The organism is Chryseobacterium endalhagicum, assembly GCF_016745235.1.
Taxonomy (GTDB): Bacteria; Bacteroidota; Bacteroidia; order Flavobacteriales; family Weeksellaceae; genus Chryseobacterium; species Chryseobacterium endalhagicum.
On sequence record NZ_JAELVM010000003.1, the window covers coordinates 101929 to 126878 of the forward strand.

General features: G+C 39.5%; 19 protein-coding genes. 8 read left to right on the plus strand and 11 right to left on the minus strand.

What is annotated here, in order from left to right; translation table 11 throughout:
- Positions 1–141: 141 nt before the first annotated feature.
- The 4 genes from JET18_RS16225 to JET18_RS16240 are packed head-to-tail and all read right to left on the minus strand — an operon-like array spanning position 142 to position 8285.
- Positions 142–2364 carry a glycoside hydrolase family 3 N-terminal domain-containing protein gene (locus JET18_RS16225; RefSeq protein WP_202092741.1) on the minus strand — a complete coding sequence of 741 codons (2223 nt, stop codon included), beginning with the start codon at positions 2362–2364 and terminating at the stop codon, positions 142–144.
- 9 nt (positions 2365–2373) lie between these two features.
- On the minus strand, positions 2374–3801 hold the full coding sequence (locus tag JET18_RS16230) for a glycoside hydrolase family 30 protein (RefSeq protein ID WP_202092743.1): 1428 nt from the start codon (positions 3799–3801) through the stop codon (positions 2374–2376).
- 3 nt (positions 3802–3804) lie between these two features.
- Positions 3805–5355, minus strand: coding sequence for a RagB/SusD family nutrient uptake outer membrane protein (locus tag JET18_RS16235; RefSeq protein ID WP_202092745.1), 1551 nt, complete (start codon positions 5353–5355; stop codon positions 3805–3807).
- Positions 5356–5366: 11 nt separating this feature from the next.
- A complete protein-coding gene (locus JET18_RS16240) occupies positions 5367–8285 on the minus strand; it encodes a SusC/RagA family TonB-linked outer membrane protein (RefSeq protein WP_202092747.1) in 2919 nt (972 codons plus the stop codon).
- Positions 8286–8462: 177 nt separating this feature from the next.
- On the opposite strand from JET18_RS16240, the gene JET18_RS16245 reads away from it, so the two are divergent.
- The 4 genes from JET18_RS16245 (at position 8463) to JET18_RS16260 (ending at position 14178) form a co-directional block, all read left to right on the plus strand.
- The gene (locus tag JET18_RS16245; RefSeq protein ID WP_228728574.1) at positions 8463–9650 is read left to right on the plus strand and encodes an MFS transporter; all 1188 of its coding nucleotides are present in this window, start codon (positions 8463–8465) and stop codon (positions 9648–9650) included.
- Positions 9651–9673: 23 nt separating this feature from the next.
- On the plus strand, positions 9674–10462 hold the full coding sequence (locus JET18_RS16250; protein ID WP_202092749.1) for an NUDIX hydrolase: 789 nt from the start codon (positions 9674–9676) through the stop codon (positions 10460–10462).
- A gap of 130 nt (positions 10463–10592) precedes the next feature.
- Positions 10593–11771 (plus strand): acyl-CoA dehydrogenase family protein, encoded by a 1179-nt coding sequence (locus JET18_RS16255; protein WP_202092752.1) that lies wholly within the window; start codon positions 10593–10595, stop codon positions 11769–11771.
- A 460-nt stretch (positions 11772–12231) separates the two neighbouring features.
- Entirely contained in the window at positions 12232–14178 is a 1947-nt protein-coding gene (locus JET18_RS16260; RefSeq protein WP_202092754.1) for a T9SS type A sorting domain-containing protein, read from the plus strand.
- Between the two features lie 369 nt (positions 14179–14547).
- Here JET18_RS16260 and JET18_RS16265 read toward each other — a convergent pair whose 3' ends face one another.
- From JET18_RS16265 to JET18_RS16290, 6 genes are all read right to left on the minus strand, one after another.
- Positions 14548–17241 carry a PD-(D/E)XK nuclease family protein gene (locus JET18_RS16265; RefSeq protein ID WP_202092755.1) on the minus strand — a complete coding sequence of 898 codons (2694 nt, stop codon included), beginning with the start codon at positions 17239–17241 and terminating at the stop codon, positions 14548–14550.
- Positions 17238–17774: a DUF922 domain-containing protein gene (locus tag JET18_RS16270; protein ID WP_202092757.1), complete on the minus strand. Its 537-nt coding sequence runs from the start codon at positions 17772–17774 to the stop codon at positions 17238–17240. Before JET18_RS16270 ends, JET18_RS16265 begins: the two co-directional genes overlap by 4 nt.
- A gap of 3 nt (positions 17775–17777) precedes the next feature.
- The gene (locus tag JET18_RS16275; RefSeq protein ID WP_202092759.1) at positions 17778–18182 is read right to left on the minus strand and encodes a hypothetical protein; all 405 of its coding nucleotides are present in this window, start codon (positions 18180–18182) and stop codon (positions 17778–17780) included.
- A 62-nt stretch (positions 18183–18244) separates the two neighbouring features.
- Complete coding sequence (gene rsmG, locus JET18_RS16280; protein WP_202092761.1) at positions 18245–18880, minus strand: 16S rRNA (guanine(527)-N(7))-methyltransferase RsmG; 636 nt, start codon at positions 18878–18880, stop codon at positions 18245–18247.
- 98 nt (positions 18881–18978) lie between these two features.
- Positions 18979–20316, minus strand: coding sequence for a M20/M25/M40 family metallo-hydrolase (locus tag JET18_RS16285; protein WP_202092763.1), 1338 nt, complete (start codon positions 20314–20316; stop codon positions 18979–18981).
- Between the two features lie 216 nt (positions 20317–20532).
- On the minus strand, positions 20533–21360 hold the full coding sequence (locus JET18_RS16290; RefSeq protein WP_202092765.1) for a GLPGLI family protein: 828 nt from the start codon (positions 21358–21360) through the stop codon (positions 20533–20535).
- 165 nt (positions 21361–21525) lie between these two features.
- Between JET18_RS16290 and JET18_RS16295 the strand changes: the two genes are divergently transcribed.
- The 4 genes from JET18_RS16295 to JET18_RS16310 all read left to right on the plus strand — a co-directional run bounded on the left by JET18_RS16295 (position 21526) and on the right by JET18_RS16310 (position 24252).
- Positions 21526–22722 carry a pyridoxal phosphate-dependent aminotransferase gene (locus JET18_RS16295; RefSeq protein ID WP_202092767.1) on the plus strand — a complete coding sequence of 399 codons (1197 nt, stop codon included), beginning with the start codon at positions 21526–21528 and terminating at the stop codon, positions 22720–22722.
- Between the two features lie 178 nt (positions 22723–22900).
- A complete protein-coding gene (locus JET18_RS16300) occupies positions 22901–23533 on the plus strand; it encodes a peroxiredoxin (RefSeq protein WP_202092769.1) in 633 nt (210 codons plus the stop codon).
- 162 nt (positions 23534–23695) lie between these two features.
- Entirely contained in the window at positions 23696–24004 is a 309-nt protein-coding gene (locus tag JET18_RS16305; RefSeq protein ID WP_099767022.1) for a thioredoxin family protein, read from the plus strand.
- Positions 24004–24252: a DUF6952 family protein gene (locus JET18_RS16310; protein WP_062652252.1), complete on the plus strand. Its 249-nt coding sequence runs from the start codon at positions 24004–24006 to the stop codon at positions 24250–24252. The genes JET18_RS16305 and JET18_RS16310 overlap by 1 nt, the downstream gene beginning before the upstream one ends.
- A gap of 291 nt (positions 24253–24543) precedes the next feature.
- Here JET18_RS16310 and JET18_RS16315 read toward each other — a convergent pair whose 3' ends face one another.
- Positions 24544–24927, minus strand: a complete 384-nt coding sequence (locus JET18_RS16315; RefSeq protein ID WP_228728575.1) for a VOC family protein — start codon at positions 24925–24927, stop codon at positions 24544–24546.
- Positions 24928–24950 lie beyond the last annotated feature (23 nt).

Consider the following 24950-nt stretch of genomic DNA (forward strand, 5'->3'; position numbering starts at 1 on the left):
GTTTTGACCGGGCTAAAGCCCGGCTCTATTGAATATTTTCGTGTTCTATTCAATTCTGAGCTTTGAATCATGTTTAATCTTATTGTTCAAAGTTTTGTTTTTTTGTTTCGGGCTGGGCTAAAGCCCAGCCCGAAACATTTTTTACTTCGTCCAGGTAATTCTTTTCGTCTGTACATCCTGGGAATTGGTTCCGATCATAATGTCAAAATCCCCGCTTTCCCAGTCGAAATTCAGTTCATCGTCGAAGAATTTCAGGTCTTCGGGAGTCAGTTTAAAATCTACCTTTCTGCTTTCTCCTTTTTTGATCAATATTTTCTGGAAACCTTTCAGCTCCTTTACAGGTCTTACTACTTTTCCGAAAAGATCTCTGATATACAGCTGAACGACTTCCTCACCGTCATATTTTCCGGTATTGGAAACCGTCACACTGATATTTAAAGTCTGATTTCCTTTAAGATTTGACGAACTTAATGCCATATCAGAATATTTAAAATCTGTATAGCTCAGTCCATAGCCAAACGGAAACTTCGGATCATTGTCTAAATCAATATAGGCGGAAACATAATTTCTGTCGGTATTGTTTTTTGCAGGTCTTCCCGTATTGTAATGATTGTAATAAACCGGGATCTGGCCTTCCGTTCTTGGAAAGGTCATCGGAAGCTTTCCACCCGGATTTACAGCTCCGAAGAGAACATCGGCAATAGAATTTCCGGCTTCGGTTCCCAGCCACCAGTTATACGTTATGGCAGGAATATGTTCTGCTGCCCAGTTAAAAATCAGAGGTCTTCCGGCGTTGACCATTAAAATGATTGGTTTTCCGGTCCTGGCAATTTCTTTCAGCAGATCTTCCTGTACGCCTGAGAAACCGATACTGCTTCGGCTTTTAGCTTCACCACTCATGGCATGGCCTTCTCCCAAAGTCATAATCACAACATCTGCTTTTTTGGCGGTTTCTACAGCCTCTGCAAACATAGATCTGTCCTGATCGTCTACGTTGCAGCCTTTTGCATATAATAAAGTTGAATTTTTATCCAGCTGATTCTTAATTCCGTCGAACTGGGAAACAATTCTCTGGTTATCATCTTTAAAAGCAATAGACCAGAAACCATGATTAGCAACAGTTTCCTTTCCGAAAGGCCCGATCAGAGCAACTGTCTTTACTGTTTTCGAAAGTGGAAGAATATTCCCCTGGTTTTTAAGAAGGACAATACTTTTAGAACCGAATTCTCTTCCGAATTTCCTGTTTTCCTGGTTATCGGTCTGTTCTTTCTGTCTTTTTTCGTTACTGAACCGGTAAGGATCATCGAAGAGTCCCATTTCGAATTTCTTTGCTAAGATTCTTCCTGCTGCATCATCCACGAATTTTACATCTACTTTTCCTTCTTTAACCAATTTAGGCAGCTCAGCCATATAAACACGGCTCTCCATATCCATATCACTTCCTCCTAAAACGGCCTTTTCAGCGGCTTCGTTAGCATCTTTGGCATAACCGTGAGGAATCATTTCTCCTATACTTCCCCAGTCTGAAACCACAAAACCTTTATAGTTCCATTTTCCTTTCAGCAGGTCTCTCTGAATATATTGACTGGCAGTTGCCGGAATTCCGTTGATGTCATTGAATGAGTTCATGAATGTGGCCACTCCCGCTTCAGCTGCTGCTTTAAACGGAGGCAGATACGTTTCATTCAGCTGCCTGAGGCTCATATCTACAGAATTGTAATCTCTTCCGCCTACAGCCGCTCCGTAAGCCGCAAAATGCTTGGCACAGGCCATCACCGCATCCAGACTCCCTAAACCTTTCCCCTGAAATCCTTTAATTCTTGCCAGACCAATCTGTGTTCCCAGATAAGTATCTTCACCGGAACCTTCCATTACTCTGCCCCATCTAGGATCCCTGGCAATGTCTACCATTGGCGCAAATGTCCAGTGGATCCCGTATGCAGAAGCTTCTGTAGCAGCAATTCTTTCTGATTTTTCTATCATTCCGAGATCCCAGCTTGCTGCCTGGCCTAAATTGACAGGAAAGGTAGTCCGGTAGCCATGAATGACATCCTGCCCAAACAGCAATGGAATTTTCAGCCTTGACTGCTGGGCCAGTTTCTGGAAAGCTTTAGTCTCATCTGCACCTGCCACATTCAGCATGGAGCCTACTTTTCCTTTTTTTATTTCTTCTAAAACAGCTGCAGAATTGGATTTCTGAGGTCCCGTTGCATATTCAAACCCGCTGTACTGGACCATCTGTCCTACTTTTTCTTCCAATGTCATTTTAGAAAGCAGTTCTGCCACTTTCTGATCAACGGTTTTTTGTCCATAGACATGGGTACTTAATGCTGCAATGGCAAGTAAGAAATAAGCTCTTTTCATGATATAAAATTAAAAAACATAAGTTGCCGCCGAATTTCCTGAAAGAATTACGGGAGCAGTCTTACCGTTATATTTGATATTAAAACTTTCTTCGGAACTGTTTCCGTTCTGAACAATCAATACTGTTTTCCCTGATGGGGTTTTAAATGCTACCGTAGACAGGCTTTCTGTCTGTGAGGAAGCAATTCGCTGTGAACCTGCAGGAACAAATCTGGAAGCATGTGCAATGATATAATAGGAAACATTTCTGGTAAAATTTTCACTGTCCGAAACTGTTATTGCTCCTTTACATTCCGTACATCCGCCATCTGTATGCGGCTTGTACTGAGGATCATTCGCTACATTCCATTCCAAAGCAATTTTGCTCCAGTTTCTCATGGAACCAATGACTACGTTTTTAACGTGCCAGTTCAGATCTTCGTTAAAAGTACCTTTGGCTCCCGTCCACTGCTCGGTAAAATACAAATTTTTATCGGGAAATGCGTTGTGCACCGTGCTTAAAGCTGAAATATCACCTTCATACAAATGGAATGCTGAACCGTCTATATATTGATAAGCTTCCGGATCTTTCAGAATATCAAGGGCATATTCAGGTTTATTGCAGTTATGATCATAGACTACAATTTTTGTTTTAATTTGATGAGCTTTAAAAACAGGACCCAAATGGCCTTTGATAAAATCTCTCTGCTGTTCGGACAGCATCAGTAAACTTGGGTTGTTTCCGGGATGAAGCGGTTCATTCTGAGGCGTGATGGCATCGATGGTAATTCCTTCTTTTTTCATGCCCAGAATGTATTTTGCAAAATACTCAGCATAGACCTTATAAAACTCAGGTTTTAAGCTTCCTCCTTTTGATTTTCCGTTGTCTTTCATCCAAACCGGAGGCGACCATGGCGCAGCTATGATTTTAATTTCAGGATTGATCGTTAAAATCTCTTTTAACATTGCAATCAGATCTTTGTCTTTCGCAAGACTGAATTTTGAAAGCGCAGGATCTGTCTGTCCTTCCGGAAGATCATCATAGGAAAATACTTCACCGTCAAGATCGGAAGCTCCGATACTCAACCGCAGATAGCTGATGGAAATGGAGTTCTTATCATGTCCAAAAAGTTCGTTCAACAAAGCTTTTCTCCTGGCAGGTGAAAGACGGTTGATTACCTCAACACTGCCTCCCGTGAGCGTATAGCCAAAACCGTCAACATATTGAAACTTTTGAGTGTCATCAATTTCAATATTCTGCCAGCTATTGGAATCTGTTGTAAATCTCACAGGCGTCTGAGGTTGTAATTTTATACTTTCATTGCCTTTCGTCAGCCAATATTGAACATGATTTCCATTATCAGTACCCACAGAGGCGCACGATAAAGGAAAAAGTACCACGCCGCAAAGCAGCGCGGTACCTTTAAAAAAGAAACTATATAAACTGTGAAACTTCATAGGTTAATAGAAAGGATTTTGATGCATGGCTGTGTTCGGTAATTCATTGAACGGAATTGGTAAAATTTCGTTTTTACCGCTTGTAAATCCTTTGAAAGCAAGTTTCGCCGGTGCATCGCCCCATCTTACAAGGTCAAACCATCTGTGTCCTTCTCCGGCAAGCTCTCTCCTTCTTTCATCTTTAATAGCCTGTAGAGAAACAGGAACTGGAGTTAAGCCTACTCTTGCTCTTACAGCATCCAATAAAGCCTGCGCTCTTCCCCCGCTTCCTCCTAAAGCTTCTGCTTCCATCAGATAAGTGTCTGCCAGTCTTATGGCAACATAATTTTGTCTGAAATTCAGTTCTGCCGGTCCTGGAAGTGAGCTTTTTAAGTCATTGGTAGGTAAATATTTTTTTAAGAAATAACCGGTATCTGCATACGCGGGACTGTAAGTAATTTTACCGTCTGTCACCAATTGTTTTGCATTGAAAACAGTGACATCCAATCTTGGATCTCCCTGCATGAAATTGACCAGATCATTTGTAACCGTGTTAAATGCCCATCCTGAATAGACATCCGGTGCATTATTATTCGGGACATTTGCTAAAGAATAAGAACGTGGTCCCACCATCACGTTGATTGAATTACCTTCGTCTTTCCCTTGTCCCCAAAAACCCCAATCAGAATTTCCTTTGTTGGTATGCATTACTTCCAGGATGGATTCTGTGGAAAATTTGTATGGATCTGCTGTTTCAGGGCCTACTTTAAACAGATCTGCATAGTTGGCTACAAGCTTGTACCCATATTGGCTGGTTCCTCCGGGAGTACCGTTCACCTGAGCAAACTGCTCTGCTGCCTGTGGCATTTTTTTATCATAGAGATAAATTTTCCCCAGTATAGCTCTGGCTGTTCCCTGTGTAATTCTGCCTTTGTCATTACCGCTGGCCGTCATCATTAAATCCGGAATTGAAACAACAATATCATTTTCTATCTGCTGATACACTTCAGCAGGTTTTGCCTGTGGTATATTCCAGTAATCCTCCCCAAACTGAATGGTTTTGAGAACCAGCGGAATATTGCCAAACATTCTTACCAATTCAAAATAGTACAGGGAGCGCAATACTCTGGCCTCGGCAATATATCTTTTTTTAATATCCTCACTCATGGTAGCGCCCGGAACTCTTTCGATTAAGAGGTTGGCCCGTGCAATCCCCTGATAATAATCTTTCCAGTAACTCGCAGGCATGGTATTGGGATTAATGGTAAAATTATTCATACCCTGAATTCCTGCTCCGTCATTGGAGTTTCCACCACCGGAAAAGAAATCATCAGATCCTGCATTAAAAAAAGTAACCGTATTCTCGAATCCTCCTGAATATTTTCTTAAAAGATCATAGACGGAAACCAATGCACTGAAAGACTGCTGCTCATTCTGAAAATACAGATCAGTATTAAAAGAACCTGAATTCTTTACATCATCCAGATATGAATCGCTACAGGAAATATTGCTGAAACTCATGCCTGTAAGAAATGTAATAGCCAGGCCTTTATATAAAAAATTCTTATTTTTCATTTTGTTCATTATTAAAATTGGATATTAGCACCTAATAAAAATGTTCTGGCTTGCGGATAGTAAGCTCTGTCCACCCCTATGATATCTTGCTCGGAATTGTTTCTTCCTGCAATTTCCGGATCGTAGCCTGTATATTTTGTGAAAGTAAAGACATTTTCTCCGGTTACATACAGTCTTACCTTGCTCATTCCAAAACGGCTGGTAACATCCTGAGGAAGCGTATAGCCCAGCTGGATGATTTTCAAACGGACATAATCTCCTTTCTGAAGATAATAATTGGACATCCTGGAATAGTTGAGGTTCGTATCACTTCGGGTAATTCTCGGGTTATCATTGGTAGAACCTTCCCCTGTCCATCGGTCTAAGACTCTTGTCTGGTAATTGGCATCAAGCATGTCCAGTCTTCTCAGCCCCTGGAAAATCTTGTTTCCGGCCTGCCCCTGGGCAAACATCATAAAATCGAAATTCTTATAATTTAAATTGACGGTCAGTCCGAAAGTATATTTCGGAATAGAGCTTCCTAAATTTACTTTGTCATTGTCATCAATTTTACCGTCGCCGTTGTTATCCTGCCAGATAAAATCTCCCGGTTTCGCATTGGGCAATAGTTTGGTTCCATTGGCATTCACATAGGAATCTACCTGTGCCTGATTCTGGAAAACACCTCCATATGTGAATCCGTAGAATGATCCGTAAGGCTGTCCTACTGCCACTCTGGATACCGCTCCCATCGTTTGGAAAGAAGCAAGGTTGAAATAATCTATATCATCTTCCAATCGTAAAACTTTGTTTTTAATAGTCGCAAAGTTCCCGTTTACTGATATGGTGAAATCTTCCCAGTTCTTTTTGTACCCTAACTCAAGTTCCAAACCTGTGTTTTCCATATCCCCAACGTTTGCCCAGGGTAAATTAGGAACCCCTACATAACCCGGGATATTCACCTGTCTCAGGATATCAGATGTTTTCTTTCTGTACCAGTCTGCTGTAAGCGTGAAGTTATTGAAAAGTTTTAAATCCGCAGCAATATTCAGCTGGCTGGTTTCTTCCCACTTCAGGTTCGGGTTTTCCAGTGTGCTTGGCGCATATCCAATGATGATATTATTTCCTGCAGTGGTATAATTACTTCCGGAAACCATGAAACTTGCAAATCTGAAATTCTCCATTTCATCATTTCCTAAAACTCCGTAACCTCCTCTTAATTTCAAATTATTAATTACTTTGTTTTCAGGCCAGAAATTTTCTTTATGAACATTCCATCCTAAAGACATCGCAGGAAAAGTTCCCCAGTGCTCTTTCGTGGCAAATTTTGAAGAACCGTCTCTACGAATGGTTCCGGTAAATAAATATTTATCTGCATAATCGTAAATGATCCTTCCAAAATAAGACGCTTTTCGGGTCTGAATTCCATCCCACCCGGTAGCTGTAATGTCGTCCTGAGGAATATTAAAGTTGAAAGAAGCATCCTGCCAGTTATCAACAGGAAGATTGGTATAGGTAAGACTTGCACCCCCGGAAATATTATACCGGTAAACACCTTGTCCTATCAATACACTTAAATTATGATCGCCGAATTTATTCTGATAGGTCAGCGTATTTTCCATGCTCCATTCGAATTTATTTTCGTCTACCTTATTCAGGCTGTTAAAGCTTGTGTTGCTAAAATTGGGACTTAAATAATATTTCGGGGCAAAAGTACGGCTTCCCCAATACGATTTCTTACCGTTCAAACTTGTTTTGAAGGTAAAACTTTTAAGGAACTTAAGCTCAGCAAAAACATTTCCTACAAAGTCATCCGACCAGCTGTAATTTCCCTGCTGGATATGGCGGAAGGCTCTTGGATTGGTCATTTCCTGATTCACATAACGGGAAATTCCATACGGATTGCCATTTTCGTCACGAATAATATATGGGTTGGTATAGCCGCTTGGATCCACCATAGACCAGTCTGTAACCACTACCGGAGTGGTAGGATCTAAATTAACCGCTGAAGCTAGCGGACCTCCGAATTCCTCGTTGGCACTGATTCCCTGGGATTTCGTATGGGTATAGGCAAAGGTTTGTCCTAAGGTTAGAAAATCTGTTACCTTATGGGTGGAGTTAAACCTTGCATTGATTCTTTTATAGTAAGAAATATCACTCATTACAATACCCGTCTGATCAAAATATCCAAATGATGTATAGTAGGTAGATTTTTCATTACCCCCAGTGATACTTACTTCATGAGAAGATTTTTCGCCCGTTCCGAAGATCGCATCCTGCCAGTTTGTCCCTCTTCCAAATGATTCCGGGTTGGCGTATCTGGGTGCTTGCCCGTCATTGACAAAGCCTTCATTAATGATCTTTGCATATTGGGTGGCATCTAAAAGATCTAATTTTTTAGACGTGTTTGAAAAACCATAAAAACCGTTGTAAGAAAGGCTGAGTTTTCCTTTTTTCCCTTTTTTCGTAGTAACCAGAATAACTCCTTTTGCAGCAGAAACCCCATAGATTGCGGATGAGGCTCCATCCTTCAATACTTCCATGCTTTCTATATCAGACTGATTCAGCCATCCGATATTATCTACCACAATCCCATCTACTACCCATAAAGGGCTGTTGCTCCCTGCTCCAAAACTGGTAATTCCCCTTACCCTTACTGTGGCAGCAGCACCAGGCTGCCCGGAATTCGTCACTACAGAAACACCGGCTGCCCTTCCCTGCAATACCTGCTCAGGCTTACCTGCCGGAATGTTTTCGATGTCGCTTGCTTTAATACTGGCAATAGCTCCGGTAACATTACTCTTTTTCTGGGTTCCGTAACCAATTACGATAACCTCGTCTATTTTATTCTCTTTGGGGATCGTGTCCTTGACGCTGGTCTGTGCACTGAAATTCGCTGTAAAATACAGCACCGCAACCAATCCCAGGCTTCTTGATATTCTTTGATTCATATACAGTTAGTTTTTTAATTCTCAAATTGAGACAATAAAAATATATTTTTTTTTAATTAATTAACATTGTATTCACAATTATTTTAATTTTTCGTTTATTTTTGGGAGTTTAAAGCCCTAAATCTGCTTCATAATTCTTAAAAAAATTATAAAAAAACAATAAAAACAATCCCCAAAATGACAGCCAAGCTTTCGAAGATCTCCCTTCCGTTAAAACTCACTTTCCTTATTTTCTCAATGGTCTTAAACTGCATGGGCATTGTCATCCTTCAGCTTTCGGAAGCAAAAATCACCTATGAAAAGTTAGGTTTTCTGGAATCTTTCAAAGATCTTCCGATCGCTTTTATATCACTTTTTGCTGTGAATTTTATAAGCAGAACCGGTACAAAAACAGCGTTGATTTCTGCTCTGGTTATTGTCGGGATCTGTTCGTGTCTTCTTCCTTTTGTAGAAGATTTCTGGTTTTATAAGGTTTGGTTTGCGATTATCGGGACCTGCTTTGCGGTAGGCAAAATCTGTGTTTTTGGAATTATCCGGAATAATATCTCTGATGAAAAATCACTTGCCAAAATGATGAACAGTGTAGAAGCTTCATTTATGGTGGGAATTTTTGTGGTCAATACAGGTTTCGGATGGCTAATCTCAAGCCGTTATTCTGAATTCTGGAAATTCGGGTTCCTTTCCATTTCAGTACTTTGTGCCATAACTATTTATCTTTTTTCCAGGTTGAATATTTCGGAAGCGAAAAAAACAGAAAACAAAAGTCTTATTTCAGAATTGTCAGCATTTACTGCCCCTGCAACGATCGCATTTCTGGCTGTCATTTTCTTTATTGTCTTTGTAGAACAGGGATTCAATTCATGGCTGCCTTCATTTTATAAAAACCATCTGAATGTCAATTCATTTTTCGCCCTTCAGGCCACTTCTTTCCTGGCTCTTTTTTCCTACGCCGGAAGAACGGCCACGGCCAATATCATCCACAGATTTTCACTTTCAAAATATTATATTCTATGTATTTCATTAATTATAGCGCTGCTCCTGATTATTTTAGGAATTCAGTACTTTGATTCTGTAAATTCAAACCTGATCCTGTTTTTATTTCCTGTGGTCGGTCTTTTTCTATCTCCGCTCTACCCTGTTATCAATTCAAAAATGATTGCGAAGATTGATAAGGAAAAAATTAACCTGTTTACATCCCTAATTGTGATTTTTTCATCTTTAGGCAGCTCTGTGAGTTCTATTATCATGGCTTTATTGTTCGGAAAACAGCTGTTAAACTACTATCCGCTGTACATATTACTCGCTGTTTCTGTGCTTTTTACAGTGAGTTTAATATATTTTAGGCTTGCAGGAAAGAAATTATAGAAAATAATTTTATTTTTACTCCCATGAAAATCAAGGACACCAAAAACAAAGAAACCCTTCAGGAACTTATTGATACAAAAGATTTTGTAGCACATGTATCTGTTGACTGTACCATATTTGGTTTTCACAATAATATTCTGAAGGTTCTTCTTTTAAAATACCATGATCTGGATTTGTGGTCTCTTCCGGGAGGTTTTGTTTTCAATGATGAAGACCTTCGTGAAGCCGCTGCCAGAGTTTTGTATGAGAGAACGCACCTGAAGGATCTTTTTTTAAAACAATTTCACACCTTCGGGAGAATAGACCGAACGGAGAATAATGTACACCAGATCCTTCTGAATAATAAAGGCATTGAAGTTCCCAAAGACCACTGGATCTTTCAGAGATTCATTACCGTAGGGTACTGCAGCCTGATCGATTTTTCTATTGCCAATACCTTTCCTGATGCCTTCAATGAAAGCTGTGAATGGTTTGAAGTGAATAAATTACCCAAAATGGCATTTGATCACGACAGGGTTATAGAAACCGGCCTTGAATACCTGCGTATGAATATTAATACCGAGGTAGCCGCCAGCAATCTTCTTCCTGAAAAATTTACCATGAAAGATCTTCAGTCCTTATATGAAACCATTTTAGGACAGAAATTCAGAAGAAATAATTTCCAGCGTAAAATTTTAAGCTTAAATATTCTGGACAGGCTGGAAAAGCTGTATGACGGTTCTGCCAACAAAGCTCCGTATCTGTACAAGTTCAAAAGCAAGGTCCACAATGCTGCCAATCAGTATCCTATCTCCAATGATGAGGAATCCTAACGCATTGTATTTTCTTTTGAAACCTTGTAAATATTAATGTATCTCATTGAAAATCAAAGACCATAAAGATTTTCAAAAAAATTTTTCAAACCCCCTGAAAAGTCTTACTTTTAAACAAATCAAAAAAATCATGTCATATTATCCTCTTACAAGCATTCCAGACTACTACGGAATTGATGCTTTACTTACTGAAGAACACAAACTTATCCGTCAATCGGTGAGAGATTGGGTGGAAAGTTTTGTAATGCCGCAGATTGATCAGGCCGCACAAAATCATACAGACATTCCTAACTTAATGAAGGAATTAGGGAAAATTGGAGCATTAGGTCCATATATTCCTGTTGAGTATGGCGGTTCAGGATTGGATCAGATTTCTTACGGTTTGATTATGCTGGAACTGGAAAGAGGAGATTCTGCGGTGCGTTCTGCTGCTTCGGTACAGAGCTCGCTGGTGATGTTCCCGATCAATGAATTTGGTTCGGAGGAGCAGAAGAAAAAATATCTTCCTCACCTTGCTTCAGGAGAAATGATTGGTTCTTTTGGATTAACGGAGCCTAACCACGGCTCAGATCCGGGTTCTATGGAAACGTATTTCAAAGATATGGGCGACCATTATCTTCTGAACGGTGCCAAAATGTGGATCACAAATTCCCCGCTTTGCGATATTGCTGTAGTATGGGCTAAAAATGAAGAAGGAAAAGTACAGGGACTGATCGTTGAAAGAGGAATGGAAGGCTTCACGACTCCTGAAACGCACAACAAATGGAGCTTAAGAGCTTCCAAAACCGGAGAATTGGTATTCAATGATGTAAAAGTTCCTAAAGAAAATTTACTTCCTGGTGTAACCGGATTGAAAGGGCCTTTATCTTGTCTGAATTCAGCGAGATACGGAATTTCATGGGGTGTAATCGGTGCAGCGATTGACTGCCACTGTACAGCCGTTCAGTATGCTAAAGAGAGAAAACAGTTCGGTAAGCCAATCGGTTCTTTCCAGCTTCAGCAGAAAAAATTAGCCGAATTCTTAACGGAAATTACAAAGGCACAGTTATTATGTCTTCAGTTAGGAAATCTTAAAAACGCCCACAAAGCGACTCCTGCGCAGATCTCAATGGCAAAGCGTAACAACGTGAAAATGGCTATTGACATCGCAAGAGAATCAAGACAGATCCTTGGAGGTATGGGAATCATGGGTGAATTCCCAATGATGAGACACGCTGCCAACCTTGAATCTGTGATCACGTATGAGGGTACTCATGATGTACATTTACTGATCACCGGTTTGGATATTACAGGAATCAATGCTTTTTAAGTAAAGCTGAAATATACAAAACAGGAGGCCGTCTCAAAAGTGAGGCGGTCATTTTTTTGAATAATTTCAACGCATAGTTTCATGCTATATCTCCTGATTTCAAGCTAAGCAAAGAGGTGCGGCTGCACCACTGAATAAACGGACGTTTTATCCACACGCTTCATGGAATCAATTTCAATTGATTCTCTAATTTGCATTCCTGAAATATAAAGTATGATCTTCAAACTTTGCGTTTAATAAAATTACTCCTTTTGCCGGAAACCAGTCTTAAAGAATAAACAACAAAAATAATCCCCGAAACTTTTGGATTCGGGGATTGCTTCTTGAAAGTTTTTTTAGGCAGACTCTTTATTTTACTCACTTTGCCGGGAACTTATATTCAGTGAATAATTGTTGATGTATTAATGTTTTAAATATTTTATTAAAAAATATTAATTTAAACACATTAAAAAATATTGATATGAGAAAATTATCCACATTTTTATTAGGTTTAACGGCTCCATTCTTTTTTGCCCAGCAGGCAGGAGATCTTGTCAGTGTTGAGCAAAAACTTGATCTGACCCCACAGGGAGTTGTCAATTTCATCGCCAATAATCTTGGCAGTCAGGATGCCCCTGATTTTGCCAGCTATCTCAATAGCTTCAATGTAGGTCTTAAAGGATACAAAATCACTTATTACACCAAAAACGAAAAAAATGTCCTGGTTAAAGCCACCGGACTTCTGATGTACCCTAACGTTAATTTTAAGCTATCAACGGTTGTATCTGACCACGGAACTACAGATAGCAGGGATAATGTTCCTTCCAACCTTAAAGGTACCTTAACCGCCGGATTTGTAGTGGAACTCTCCTACGTTCTCAACGGTTATATTCTGATGGCTCCTGACTATGTAGGGATGGGAAGCGGAGACGGCGTTCACCCTTATGTAGATGCTGCTACCGAGGCCGGCGCTACGATAGATTTCGTGACTGCGGCCAATAAAGTTCTGGCTCAAAAGGGAATCAAACGCTACGACGAATATTTCCTCGCAGGCTACTCACAAGGCGCACATGCTGCTATGGCTACTCTGAAGAGCCTGAACACTTCCAATCCTACGAACCTGAAGTTCAAATATGCCTATATGGGAGACGGACCTTACGATTTTTCAGGCGTAACGTTAAACAAAGGGGTTCTGGAGAAAGATATTTATCCGTTCACCTCGTTCCTGGCCAATGTTGTTCATTCCTGCAATAATATGGGCTATAAAAGCTACACCAACGATATTTCAGAGGTGATTTCTCCTGAATATCTTGACAAATACAATTACCATGTGGTTCAGGATAACGGAGGTCTTCTTTGGGGTCCTGTGATCTGGAGAAAGCTTTTCACACAGAATTTCATCAACGAAACCACCAACAATCTTAACAGTAAGTTCAGACAATGCTTAAAACCTAAAGATGTATATAACTGGTACAACAAAACACCGATGACGTTAGGACATTCTACAGTGGATCTGGCTATTCCGCCTGAAAATACTTCCAAAACAATCGATGTGCAGCGTGGCTATTATGCCTGGTGGGATCTGAACAAATACAAGCTGGATTCTTTCTATTGGGGACCTTTGGGACATGTAGGCGGGATTCTTCCTTTCACTCTGGCTTCGAATGCCAAATTCAATACGCTGAGAAGCGGAGGCCTTTTGAATCAATGGGCGATCCTCACTTCCAAACAGCAGGGAAATACGCAGCCTGAATCCCGTTCAGTATATTCTTCACAGCTAAAGCCTGATCTTGGAAATATGCAGCTTGTTGGAATCACTGATTTCAACCAGGAAAAGGCAGTAAGCAAATCAGGAACAGAACAGAGCCTGTCATCATTGAAAGACGGGGTTTATCTTTTAAAGGTAGAAGAAAACAATGAGCAAAAATTAATTCCATACATTAAGAACACACCAACCGAAGTTCCTGAAAATGAGATTATACAGTCAGAAAACAGTGGAATTTTAAAACTGAAAATCCCTCAGGAAGAATTACTTGGTGTTAATATTTTTGATGAGAATAAAAACCTGCTGAAAACCGTTTCTCAGGAACAGTACAGTAAAGATGGCGGAATTGACCTAAAAGACATTGACAATCAAAACAATACCTTCGAAATCGTTACCCAATTCTACAATCTGCAGTTCAAAAAGACCTTAACCGGAAATTCTTTAGCCAGTAAAACTGAAATATTTACGCAAAACCGTCAGATCAATGCAAGAGCTGAAAAAGGTATCAAGAACATCAGCATTTACAGCATTTCGGGATCACTGATTCTTCAGCAGGATATCAACCAGCAGGAGTTCAAATCAAACAATTTAGAATCAGGAGTTTATGTGGTTCAAATGATAACATCCGATGGAAAAACAGTCAACAAAAAAGTAAAACTATAAAGCGACTTCATCAGTATATTCTTCATTTCAAATGGAAGGCTGTCTCAAATGGGACAGTCTTTTTTGTACATTTTTATCAAAATTCTATAATGAAGCTTTTCTAAACTCGAAAATTACTGAATTGTTCTCAACGCGAAGACGCAAAAGATGATCAAAAATTGCTGCAAAAAAGACGCAAGGATTTTCTCAGAGATAAAATTTTAAACCGCCGTCATTGCGAGGAGCGGAGCGACGACGCAATCTGAAAAATGGTTCTTTGTAATATAAATTGAGATTGCTTCACCTAAAGGTTCGCAATGACAGAGACACCTTAAAAAGCCTTACGTCTTTGCGCTTTACCAACAAACCAAAAGATCGCTATGAATGTTTTTAATTCGAATAAGACTTGATATTCTCAATAAAACTAAGATCCGGATTCAGAATTTCCAGAATAAGGTTTTTCACAGACTGCATCGCATCATCAATATTCCCCTTATCAAACTGCAGGGAAACCACACCCTTTTTGGCTTCTGCAAAACTCCAGATTCCCGTTTCAATAGGAAGTCCCCAGAATTCCGGAAGATTTTGAACAACATAATGATAAATGCAAAGCTGCAGGGCCTGTTTTCTTTCGCTGTTATGGAAATATTCTGCCACGTTATCTTGATCTATCTTTACTGTGAGATTCTTGATTTTTGCGGTTTTATAATCGATAATCCTTAAGGTACCGTTCAGGCGGTCTATCCTGTCGATGAATCCAAAGAAAGAAATTTTGTCATTGGTATCCAGATAAAAATCTACATTTTCAAACCGTTTTTCAATGTCCAAAATCTCTAAACTGTTACCGCTTTTCACCAGTTCAAGATCGTGATTCAGCACATTCTCAATCACCTTTTTGGCAATGGCCCTGTGAATATAATTCATTCCTTTTTCATAGAATTCCGGCTGATGCTTCAGCTTTTCAATAGCCACATTTATATATTGATCTATATCTTTAATTGAATTCTGTAAATCCTTTTCTTTTAAAATTTTACCCTTAAGTATTTCATATACTTCTTGAAGTGAATAATGCACCAGGTTTCCATAATTTTTTACGGATAACTCTTCTTCTATTTCATCCGTTTCTGAAGTCTTCAAGATTTTCGAGAGATAAAAATCAATCGGATTATAAAGGTAGCTGGTCAGATGTGAAGCCGATACTTTCTCTTTCCATTTCTGAAGCCGTTCCAATACAATCGGAGTCTTCAGAATTTCGATCGGTTGTGAAGCAATGGGCTCGGAAGAATTTTCAATAATGAGATGTTCAATCTTATGTGAACTCTCCATTTCGATCTGGGTAATAAAACGGCTTTTCTCTCCGGTATTCACCCCGGAACTGAGCGCGTTGTACAGCAGATGGACGTTCTGGGAATCCTGGATCAGCCTGTAAAAGTGATAAGCATAAATACTGTCGTTTTCCAGAAAGGTATGCATATCAAAATACCGTCTGATGTCAAACGGAATATAGGTATTCTGCGAATTTCCCAAAGGAAGCTTCCCTTCATTCACAGAAAGCATGATGACGTTTTCAAAATTCAGAAGACGGGTTTCCAGAAGCCCCATGATCTGAAGTCCGCGGAGCGGCTCTCCCTGAAAGTCTATACTTTCGGAATTCACGTGCTGGTTGATCAGAATTTCAAGGGTCTCCATCTTAATCACAAAATCATAAGGACTGAGCTGGTTTTTGATAATCCTGAATGCATTTTCAAAATGGGAAACGTTTTCATACTGGATATCATCTATTTCCAGCCACTTGATCTGTCTACAGAATTCAATGAGCATATCCAGATAAACTCCGGTATGATCAGCTTTTTTCAGGAGCCCGTAATAGGACAGCCCGCTCAGAAGTTCTTCTAAAAGCTTTTTGGATATATAAACAATATTCCTTTCCTCTACTTTGGTCCTGAAATTACTGATAATCAGTTCATCCTCAGCAGATTTCGGAAGCTCTTCAAGGATAGGGAAAATATCCCGGTAGTAGTATGAAGACTTATTTTTTTCCAGCTGCTTCTGAAGATAAAAAAGCTGTTTGACGGCATTGGAAAAAGACAGGTTCTTCAATGGAAAACCCATGGTAATATTCAGATTGTCAACACCGTACATTACATCCAGACTTGCTGGAAGCAGGTTTTCATCCAGCAATACCACTGCCGTATTAGAAAAGGTTTTATTAGTAATCCCGTTAAATATCTCGGGAAGCACCTTAGTCTGCGTTACATTCCCGGAAACTTCGTAGACTTTTATATTTTTAGGCTGGTTGAAATCATCTTCTATCCACTGGAAAGCTCTGTTTTCATCAAATTCTTTCCACATCTTATGATTCCTCAGGAATTTTCCGGCTTCCTGTCTTTCATCGTCAAAATAATAACGGTCCGCCTGAAAGAAACACTGTGCTTTATTCCATTTCAACAGGCTTCTGACAAGCTTTTCTTCTACGGGTGTAAATGCATTGAAACCGCAGAAAACAAAGTGCTGGGAAGTATTTTTAGCAAAATCAATGATCTTCGCTTTGGCCGTTTCGTGGATCATCCCGGAAGTTGCCCAGTTTTTCTCCTGCAGTTTTTTCTTTAAGGCCGGAAGGAAAATATTCATATTCTGCCAGAAATTAAGGAATTTCTTACGCGGAACATCATCATCTTCGCCCAGATCCTGCGCCCATTCTTTGATCCTTTCTTCGTCAAACATATACTGCAGAACCGCTTCATCACTTTCAGAGAACTTCAGGATATCATCCCAGTCTTTCTGAAGGGTCGGAAACCACTTTAAAAAGTCCGCAAAATCATCTTTCGGGATAAGACCCAGGCTCCGGTAGACATCAAAGGCAAAAAGCCACAGAGAAATCCCCTGCACGGGCTGTTTGTCTGCAATCCTGTCTATCAGTTCCTCTACAGTAAAAAAGTTGGGTAAGAATCCTGAGTAGTTATTTTCTTCCAGGATCTGTCTGATAAATACAATGGGACGCTTTCCCGGCAGAACAATATTGAATTCCGAAAGGTCCGTATTCTGAGCCAGCAGTTCGTGGATAATTTTATTGAGAAATTTCAAGAGGCTTTGTAGCTTTTTAAGTGGTCCAGTTCTTCAGTAATAAGGGCGTTGTATTCCGCCTGCTTTTCTTTATTCATCCCATGTTCCGTAATTTTATCATAGGATTGCTGAAAGTTTTTGTATTCGTTTGATATTTGGCTGTAAACGGCTTTAAATTTTTTATCATAATCACCGGAAGTTTTAATCTTCTCCTCCACTTCCTTCCTGAATTTCCTCACGAACAGCTCAGCAATATCAAAATGTTTCTGCTCGTGCAGCAGGATATAATCACTCATCTTTTTCACATCTTTCCAGGATTTGTCTTCATTAAAGATGGCAGTGATTTGAATTTTAACGGGTGATTTGGGATTGGTAGATTTCACTACAGAGTATTCCCAGCCGCAATGGGTATAAGCAGCCACATCAGGATTACTTTTCCGGTTGACGGGACTTTTAAAATCGTCCCAGACCAGCTTACGGTCTTCCTGCCAGATTATCTTCTGCCCGAAAAGAGCGTTGACAAAAAGAAAACAGCAAAGTGAAATCAGTTTCATGTATTATTCAACTACAATGGTTTTGGTGATCCAGCTGCTGCCTCCATTCCAGAATTTAAAAGTATATGTTCCGGTCTGTCGCGGGCTGAAATTGATCTGGCCGGCTCCTACATGAGCAGTCTGTGTACACGGTCCTTCGCTTGTATACTTGTAAGCGGTAACAGATCTTTCCAGGCTGTTGTCGTGAATATAATCATATCCGTAAAACCCTTCGCATTGGGACGGATAGGTAGAATACGTCTTAATACTCTGTATGGTATACACATCCATGGTATCCTTCATGATCTTTACACTATCAATCCTGATTTTTTCTATGGACTGTATGGTCTGGTAATCATCATCTTCACAGGAGACTGAAACCAGGCCTAAAAACAATACAGAAAACCCAATATTTAAAAGTTTTTTCATAACCTTAAATTTACCGATTATTAGTATAAATTTAATAGTATTTGTTACTTAATTTTAAAAAATTAAGAGTTAAAATTACCTTTTGATACATAAATCACTTTTTTAGTATCAAAAAATTCTTCATCAAAATAGTTTTTAAGGTTGAAGATTTCACATTTTATTCCGGCCAGCTCTTCTGCAAGATCGCCTCCTTTTAAATATAAAACTCCGTTATGTTTGGGATTAATTTGTTCTTTTTCAAATTTTCCTTTCAGCCATCTCAGGAATTCAGGCATCTGGGTTACGGCACGGCTTACTACAAAATGGAACTTTTCTTTCACTTTTTCCGCTCTTCCGTGAATAGCCGTTAAATTCGTCAGTCCTATTCCTTCTGCCACCGCTTTTACCACTGTAATTTTCTTTCCGATAGAATCAATCAGGGTAAATTCTGTATCCGGAAAAAGGATTGCGAGGGGAATTCCGGGAAAACCACCTCCGGTTCCAATGTCCAATACTTTTGTACCGGGTGCAAATTCCATTATTTTTGCAATTCCCAAAGAATGCAGAACGTGCTTTTCATACAGCGATTCCATGTCTTTTCTCGAGATCACATTGATTTTTTCATTCCATTCATTATACAGTTTTTCCAGTTGGTTAAACTGTTCGATCTGCTTCTCTGTAAGATCCGGAAAGTATTTTAATAGTAACGATGCTGCCATATGAATTATTATAATCTGCAAAAATAAGTTTTATTTCCGTTGTATTCAAATGAAGTTTCCCGGCCAGGCTTTAATGCAAGCTTTCCCGTTAGACTATGTCATCTGGCAATTCCCGGAATAACAGGAACACTTAAATTCCCACTTTGATTAACAGCCTGCACCGCAAAAATATAATTATCCTTGGAAAGAGGTATTTTAAGGAAAAGCTCTGTTGTAAATATCCTTTTTTGCCAAACCGGACTATCCGTTTCCCTAGCAAGTACATAATACCCTGCCGGAGTTCCGGATTTTGGTTTTTCCCATTGCAGTGTTGTGGAATTTGTCAGTTCTTTGACCTTCATTTCAACACGTTCCGGTTTTGAGGTGGATTTCGCAAGGCTTGCCAGAACAGCAATATTAGCCGCTGTATTCTTTTTCAGGTAGGTATAATCTATAAATTCGGGAAGATCACCATACTGTTTATTGTTTTCCATCCGGATGTCCTGATGCTGGTGATCATAATTTTCAAAATATTCGGTGAGCCTTACGGAAGGAAAACCTTCGGTGACAAAGCTGGAATGGTCTCCGCCGCGCAGAAACCTGTCATTCCTGTAGATTAGTTTGATTTCAAGGCCTTTCACATATTTCTCTGCGGTCTCTTTAATGTATCTGGCCAGTTGTCTGGATTCGCTGTCGTTTTCAAGCCCGAGGTTTCTTACATTCATGGCTTTTTTCTCCAGTTCCACATAAGGCAGCCCTTCGCTGAATACGCGCAGTGTCCGGTTATTGATCTCTCCGGTTTCTCCTGCTTTGGGATTTCCAATCATGTCATTATTCAGGACCGCTTCTATCTGCCAGTTTTCTTTTTTGGCATGGCTGGCCAGCAGCTTAGATCCGAGCAACGACTGTTCCTCACCGGAAAAGGTCACAAAAACCACAGACGCCGGAAAAGAGGACTTACTCAGAATTCTTGCAGCTTCCATGACCGCACCTACTCCGCTGCCGTCGTCATTGGCCCCGGGAGCTGGTGATGTTCTGTTCATCACATCAGTCACCCTTGAATCCAGATGGGCAGATATCAGGAAAATCCTTTTGTCGCCTGGATCTGTGCCTTTCAGAAAAGCAATCGGATTTCCAAGATTCACGGCTTTGTCTATGCGTTTTCCATCCGGCTGGATGTCTTCCTGCTGCAGATAAACCTCCATTCTTCCATGGGAATTTTTTGCATATTCTTTAAATTTTCCAAACACCCAGCTCCTTGCCGCTCCTATTCCTTGTTTCGGATCATCTGTGGCGCTCAGCGTGTGTCTGGTATTAAAACTGACCAGTTTACCGATATAAGATTGTAAAGAATCCGAACTCACTTCAGAAACATATTTCTTTATTTCATCATCTTTTGAAAATGTTTGGGAAAAACCGACAAAAGGCACCAGCAGGAAAACAAGAGAATATTTCATATCGTTGATTGTAAAATTATTTAAATATACAAAACATACCGTTATTCATTTGATTCTTAAACATAAAGTCAAACAAAGAATCGATTTTTATTGAAATTAAGATAAACAAAGACGTTTCACTTATTGACGAAATACAAGGAGCCAACCCCATAACAGGCATCAATAATTCCTGAGATAAAAAAAAGACCGCTTTTCCGCAGTCTCTGTTTCATTATTTTATTCTTTTTCAATAGGATTATTGGTCAATCTGAGGTGATGGGCAATGACATCATCCATTTTAGCGCCGCTTTTTTTCAGTTCATTGTAATCAAACTGGGCAACGTAGCCGTCCTTGAGCTGCATTTCCATTTTTCCTGCTTTGGAATCGATACTCATCCCTGCAATATCTTCAACAGGCGAAAAACGGTAATTATTCATGATTTTCCTGTATTCTGCATTGGTCATCTGCTTATTGTTTTTCGGGATAAAAGCAGCTGCTGTTTTTATTTTTTTAATCTGAATCAGATCAAAAACATGATCATTTTCTGAATCTTTTATCATCACGACAAGTCCGGGCAGTCCCGTAAATTTATAGGGTCCGTCATTCACCGGAACCTCTTTACTGAACCAGGCTTCCCATTTTCTGCCTTTATATTCTGATACTGCTTTCTGGCATTTCATGGCATTGATGGTCTTAAATTCATTCTCAATCGTCCATTTCGGGGCTTCATTATCTGCCGTCACCAGGCTTACATTCTTGAATTTATCATAAAAACTGATTGTTTTTTTAGCATAATCTTTCTCGATGACATAACTCAGATTGCGGTCATAATGCTTGCCTTTCAAAAGGGCCGGATAGCTTTTATCTACGCTGTAGGCAGAATCCCGCTCGTATTTTACGGCATTGTAGAAGTAGGATTTCGTCCCATCTGTATCCAGGTTCATATAGTCGGTCACCAGAGAGTCTTTCTTACCCGTATCCGGTTTCATTTTGTATTCGTACACAAAACGGTAACTCTGGGCAGAAATAAGGGAAGCCATGAATAAAAACAAAATTCTGTACATTTTTTAGTTTTAAATTTAAAAATACGGTTATCCGCCGTCAGCAGACAAGTATTTCCAAATCTAGTGATTAAATTAAAAACTGACAAAAATCTTTTTTTCCGGGCCCAATTTATTTCCCGGAAAAACGTTTTTATTATATATTTGTTCAAAATCAAAAAACATCATATGGATAAACTTTCAGACAGAGTAAAAAGGTTAGGGTACTCGCAGACTTTCGTAATGTCAAACAAAGCAAGGGAAATGAAGGCCGCCGGCATTGACGTGATCAGTCTTACTCTTGGCGAGCCGGATTTTGATGTCCCGGATAATATCAAACAGGCCGCTTTTGATGCGATTAACCAGAATTACAGCCACTACTCTCCTGTTCCAGGGTTTCTTGAACTTCGTGAAGCGGTAGCTTATAAATTAAAAAGAGACAACAACCTTGAATATAAACCTTCTCAGATCTGTGTTTCCAATGGTGCCAAGCAGGCTATTTTAAATGTTCTTGCATCCGTTGTTAATGATGGTGATGAAGTATTGCTTCCTGCTCCTTATTGGGTAAGCTATGATGAAATGGTAAAAATGATGGGCGGAACTTCAGTGATGCTTCCCACTTCTTATGTTACAGATTTTAAAATAACAGCGCAGCAGCTTGAAGAAGCGATTACCGATAAGACCAAAGCGATTCTTTTCAGTTCTCCGTGTAATCCTTCCGGCGGATATTATACGTATGATGAGCTTCATTCTATGGCTAAAGTCATTGCCAAATATCCTCATGTGACGGTTATTTCTGATGAGATCTATGAATTCATCAATTATGAAACGAAAACCACCTCTATCGCTCAGTTTCCTGAAGTTTATGAGCAGACTGCCGTGATCAACGGGATGTCCAAGGCATTTGCAATGACAGGATGGAGAATCGGGTATTCTGCCTGTCCGGAATGGCTGGCAAAAGCATGTGAAAAAGTTCAGGGACAGATGACCAGCGGAGCGAACACGATGGCGCAGAGAGCTTCTATCACCGCTTTAAAAACCGATCCTTCCGAATACAAATACATGATTGACGCTTTCCAGAAAAGAAGAGATCTTGTGTATGATCTGATGAAAGAAATTCCAGGATTTAAAGTTCTGCTTCCAAAAGCGGCATTCTATTTCTTCCCGGATATTTCCTATTATATCGGGAAAAACCTGAATGGTGTGGAAATTAAGGATTCTGATGATTTCGCAATGTTCCTTCTGGAGCACGCCCACGTAGGATCTGTAGGCGGCGTTTCTTTCGGAAGTCCTGAGTGTATCAGATTCTCATATGCAGCTTCTGAGGAAGACCTTAGAGAAGCAATGAAAAGAATCAAAGATACATTGGCTCCTTTCAATTCATAAATTCAATTTAGACTTGATAAAATCTATTATAAAGTAAACAAAAAGCTCTGATTTCAGGGCTTTTTTAATACAAAAGCACTAAAAACAATTATAGATTTTATTTATCAATATTCATTTGTTCGATAGATAGAATATTTATATCTTTGCACTAGAAATTTAAATATAAAAACAGAAAATTATGTCTTTAGTAGGAAAAAAATTCCCAAATGTAACAATCGATGCAATGTCTGAAATGGGTGACGATCTTAGAATCAACATCCTTGAAGAAGCTACTGCCAACCAACAAAAAGTGATCCTTTTCTGGTATCCGAAAGATTTCACGTTCGTATGTCCTACCGAGCTTCACGCTTTCCAGGATGCTTTAGGTGAATTCGCAAAAAGAAACACTAAAGTAATCGGTGCTTCTTGTGATACGAATGAAGTACACTTCGCGTGGCTGAACACAGCAAAAGACAACGGAGGTATTGAAGGAGTAACTTACCCGCTTTTAGCTGATACACACAGACAACTGGCTAACATCTTAGGAATCGTAGATCAGGATTTCGAATACAATGAAGATGGAGAGGAAACTTTCACTGGTTCCAACGTAACTTACAGAGCAACTTACCTTATTGACGAAACCGGAAAAATTTTCCACGAGTCTGTAAATGATATGCCTCTTGGAAGAAACGTAAAAGAATATTTAAGATTAATTGACGCTTACACTCACGTTCAGAAACACGGAGAAGTATGTCCTGCCAACTGGGAAGAAGGAAAAGATGCAATGAAAGCAGACAGAACTTCTACAGCAGAATACTTAGCTAAGAACTAATATAATGTGTTAATATGGCAATGAGATAATTTGCCGATGAACTATTGCTGATCATTCAAATTATCTCATTCCTTTTTTACAGACTTGGCAAAACCCAATTTGCCTATCGACCCATCACTAAATTAACACATCATCAAATTACCTCATTAACACATCAACAAAATGTACACAGAATTAACAGAAGATACGCTACAAAATATCGTGAACGACAATGAAAAAGTGGTTGTTCAGTATGGTGCAACATGGTGCGGAAACTGCAGAATCATGAAGCCGAAATTCAAAAAATTAGCCTCAGAAAACGAAGAAATCCCTTTTTTGTATGTAGATGCTGAAAAACTTCCGGAAAGCAGAAAACTGGCAACGGTTGACAACCTTCCTACTTTCGCAGTTTTTAAAAACGGTGAATTGGTAAACCAGGTTCAGAGCAACCAGGCAGAAAGTTTAATTAACCTTTTTAACGAATTATCATAATGAAGTTACCCGTAATCAGACAGTTTTATCAGAACCAGACTCCTGAGAATCTTGAAAAAACACTGGAGGTTCTGGAAAGCTTCAGCGAGTTCAGAGGAACCACAGAGGAAGATCTGAATGTAGCCGGAGAACTGATCACCAATATCTGCGGCGCTCTTGAAGTACACGCGAATGTTCAGAACGGAATGAGTGAAAAGGATGCTTTAAACTCTTTTGCACAGAAGGTTCTGGGATCTATCGATAAATAATTTTTTTATTGAATCATTTAAAGATTTAATAATTCAAAGATTATAAAAACACAATACTACTGAGGATTTCCTCAATACTTATTTTCACAATTCTTTAATTTTATTTAAACATACGTACCAAAGCCTCTGTGATACGCCATTGCTGAAGCGGCTGCTGTTGTTTATACATTGAAGAATATCCATAAAAATCCGGGTGACTATCATCGGGATTTTTTTGTATACTATCCTGAGATGATTAAGAGATTAAGGAATTTGTGAATACATTTGCGCTATTTGTGTTTAAATTAAGCATCAATCCCTGTTCTTCACAATAAAAACCGTTCCCGCAGGGTCTGTAATCCAGTGGGTATTTTCGGGAATCTCTTCAAACTCGTCACAGGTTTCTATCTGATGGTCTTTAAGATGGGATATGGCAGCCGGAACATCAGGAACATTCAGCTCCAGCCATGTTTCCGAGTGGGTATAATTATCCACACAGTCCAGCCAGACGATATTACCTCCGAATTTCACTTCATGGGTTCTTGATACGGTTGGATTGCTGATAGGCTTCTCTTCCACTTCCAGTTTTAAGATATCCCGGTAGAAAGAAACAGTCTGCTCGTACTTATTTTTAGGAATTTTTATGGCGATATTAATTCCTCCTTCAAATTTTGTTTCCATAATTAAGTTTCTCATGATTAAGATGTTACCCAAATTAC

Excerpts from the sequence above, each read along its gene's own strand:
- JET18_RS16235 (WP_202092745.1), bottom strand. The coding sequence starts at position 5,355 with ATGAAAAATAAGAATTTTTTATATAAAGGCCTGGCTATTACATTTCTT.
- JET18_RS16255 (WP_202092752.1), top strand. The coding sequence starts at position 10,593 with ATGTCATATTATCCTCTTACAAGCATTCCAGACTACTACGGAATTGAT.
- JET18_RS16225 (WP_202092741.1), bottom strand. The coding sequence starts at position 2,364 with ATGAAAAGAGCTTATTTCTTACTTGCCATTGCAGCATTAAGTACCCAT.
- JET18_RS16295 (WP_202092767.1), top strand. The coding sequence starts at position 21,526 with ATGGATAAACTTTCAGACAGAGTAAAAAGGTTAGGGTACTCGCAGACT.
- JET18_RS16305 (WP_099767022.1), top strand. The coding sequence starts at position 23,696 with ATGTACACAGAATTAACAGAAGATACGCTACAAAATATCGTGAACGAC.
- JET18_RS16245 (WP_228728574.1), top strand. The coding sequence starts at position 8,463 with ATGACAGCCAAGCTTTCGAAGATCTCCCTTCCGTTAAAACTCACTTTC.
- JET18_RS16230 (WP_202092743.1), bottom strand. The coding sequence starts at position 3,801 with ATGAAGTTTCACAGTTTATATAGTTTCTTTTTTAAAGGTACCGCGCTG.
- JET18_RS16260 (WP_202092754.1), top strand. The coding sequence starts at position 12,232 with ATGAGAAAATTATCCACATTTTTATTAGGTTTAACGGCTCCATTCTTT.
- JET18_RS16275 (WP_202092759.1), bottom strand. The coding sequence starts at position 18,182 with ATGAAAAAACTTTTAAATATTGGGTTTTCTGTATTGTTTTTAGGCCTG.
- JET18_RS16270 (WP_202092757.1), bottom strand. The coding sequence starts at position 17,774 with ATGAAACTGATTTCACTTTGCTGTTTTCTTTTTGTCAACGCTCTTTTC.
- JET18_RS16290 (WP_202092765.1), bottom strand. The coding sequence starts at position 21,360 with ATGTACAGAATTTTGTTTTTATTCATGGCTTCCCTTATTTCTGCCCAG.
- JET18_RS16310 (WP_062652252.1), top strand. The coding sequence starts at position 24,004 with ATGAAGTTACCCGTAATCAGACAGTTTTATCAGAACCAGACTCCTGAG.
- JET18_RS16250 (WP_202092749.1), top strand. The coding sequence starts at position 9,674 with ATGAAAATCAAGGACACCAAAAACAAAGAAACCCTTCAGGAACTTATT.
- JET18_RS16315 (WP_228728575.1), bottom strand. The coding sequence starts at position 24,927 with ATGAGAAACTTAATTATGGAAACAAAATTTGAAGGAGGAATTAATATC.
- JET18_RS16240 (WP_202092747.1), bottom strand. The coding sequence starts at position 8,285 with ATGAATCAAAGAATATCAAGAAGCCTGGGATTGGTTGCGGTGCTGTAT.
- JET18_RS16285 (WP_202092763.1), bottom strand. The coding sequence starts at position 20,316 with ATGAAATATTCTCTTGTTTTCCTGCTGGTGCCTTTTGTCGGTTTTTCC.
- JET18_RS16300 (WP_202092769.1), top strand. The coding sequence starts at position 22,901 with ATGTCTTTAGTAGGAAAAAAATTCCCAAATGTAACAATCGATGCAATG.
- rsmG (WP_202092761.1), bottom strand. The coding sequence starts at position 18,880 with ATGGCAGCATCGTTACTATTAAAATACTTTCCGGATCTTACAGAGAAG.